Below are 1580 nucleotides of genomic sequence, written 5' to 3' on the forward strand. Positions count from 1 at the left end.
AATATTTATAAAGCTACATACAAAAATCACTTTTTGTAATAAAGATTAAATAATAATCTATCAATTTGCATTAATTTTGTTATTATTTAAGTCGAAAAATTTCAGAAAGTAGCAAATAGCTAAGTTTGAAAGGTTAATTAGACTCGAAGGTGTCTTTTTTTTTTACAGTGAGTAAGTTGCTGGTTTTTAAGTAGTTGATATTAAAAGGTTTTTTTGTTGGTTCGCTTATTGCTTGTAAAGTAGTAGCGCTATCAGTGTATTTAGTTTTTCGAGGGTAAAATGAGCCAAAAAATTACTCAAAGTGATAGTTCGTCTGAAAAGACAAACTCTCGCCGTAAGTTTTTAGTAAAAACTGCGGTGGGCTCCGCGGCCCTAGCGGTACCGGGTAAGTCGGTATGGGGGACCTGTTCGGTATCGGGAGCTATGTCTGGAAATGTATCGAAATTTAGCGAAGAGCAAAAGTGTAGAAAACCCGATATAAACGGGGGGTGTTCTCCTGGTACGTGGAAAGATGCAGTCGATGGTTCAATGAATGGAAAAAGATTAAAATCGATGTTTTCTGTTCTGGATAAACAACCAAACTTACCTGCAGCTGAAGCCGGTTCTATTTTGTGGGTCGCTTATGAGAAACATTTGCAGTCTGTTATTAATTCCAACTCTATGCAAATAGACCGCCGCCTTATGTCAAGTGATGTTAGTTATTTTAATGGCGGTATACCGTTGTCTGCTGCTTTAAGCGATCCCGGTGGCGTCGACTACAATTTGGCCGCTGTTTGGTTAAATGTTTACTTTGGTTTTTATCCGTCTATTATTGACCACTTAGCAGAACATGGACTTAGAGTTGCCAAAGCCAATGAGTTGGTTAATGAGATAGCAGTTTATCTCTTCACTGAGGCAAAGATTGCAATGTCTTCACCAGCCATGTTTGGTGGAACTGAGCTGGTTGGTTTTAACTATAATTTTGAATCAGAAGCTTCAACGAATTATGGATTGTCTGATATTGAAGATAATGAACATAATCGAACCACCAAGTACGGTTTCGATGAAGACCACAGAGATAGCGACGAAGATGATACTGGAAGAGGACGAGGAAAAGGTAGAAAGGGTAGATGGTAATTTAGAGTCTTGCCTTCACCGATAAATATGTTTAGGTTCAGTGAATTTATTCTAGTTAAAGTGCTGACTAATAGTCGTTATCTCCTTATTTTTGACAAACGTTCAGGGGATACTTTAGCATTGGAATACTTTGATTTAGAAGCTATCAGAAAGTTGCTCGTCAATGCCCATGAAGGAGCCTTTTGGAAATCAGCACTCGCGTTTGAATCAATTAGCTTTAATAAAGCGGTAGAGATAGGGATTCTTGTAGAAGTTTGAAATCTATATATATTGACACTGGTCCTTATACCTTTAAACTCGTTAGCTCTTGCGAATCTCTTCAAAACGCTGTTAAAAAAATGTATGGAGAGTCTCAAGTTAAAAGCCCCCGATTTCAGATAATAAGTGCGACATTCATGGAAAGGTGTAGAAGAGGAGGCCAACTGCTAAAAGTGGTACGCTCTTCTCGTCAAAGAAACAAGCAG

Annotated in this window: 2 protein-coding genes; both read left to right on the top strand. The window is 38.0% G+C overall.

The annotated features are described in order from the left end of the window. Positions 1–279: 279 nt before the first annotated feature. The gene (locus tag BIZ39_RS21675) at positions 280–1116 is read left to right on the top strand and encodes a twin-arginine translocation signal domain-containing protein (RefSeq protein WP_187448093.1); all 837 of its coding nucleotides are present in this window, start codon (positions 280–282) and stop codon (positions 1114–1116) included. A 27-nt stretch (positions 1117–1143) separates the two neighbouring features. Further along, positions 1144–1374: a hypothetical protein gene (locus tag BIZ39_RS21680; protein WP_187448094.1), complete on the top strand. Its 231-nt coding sequence runs from the start codon at positions 1144–1146 to the stop codon at positions 1372–1374. Positions 1375–1580: the final 206 nt, after the last annotated feature.

Origin of the sequence: Alteromonas sp. BZK5, assembly GCF_014349115.1 — a bacterium.
GTDB classification, from domain to species: domain Bacteria; phylum Pseudomonadota; class Gammaproteobacteria; order Enterobacterales; family Alteromonadaceae; genus Alteromonas; species Alteromonas macleodii.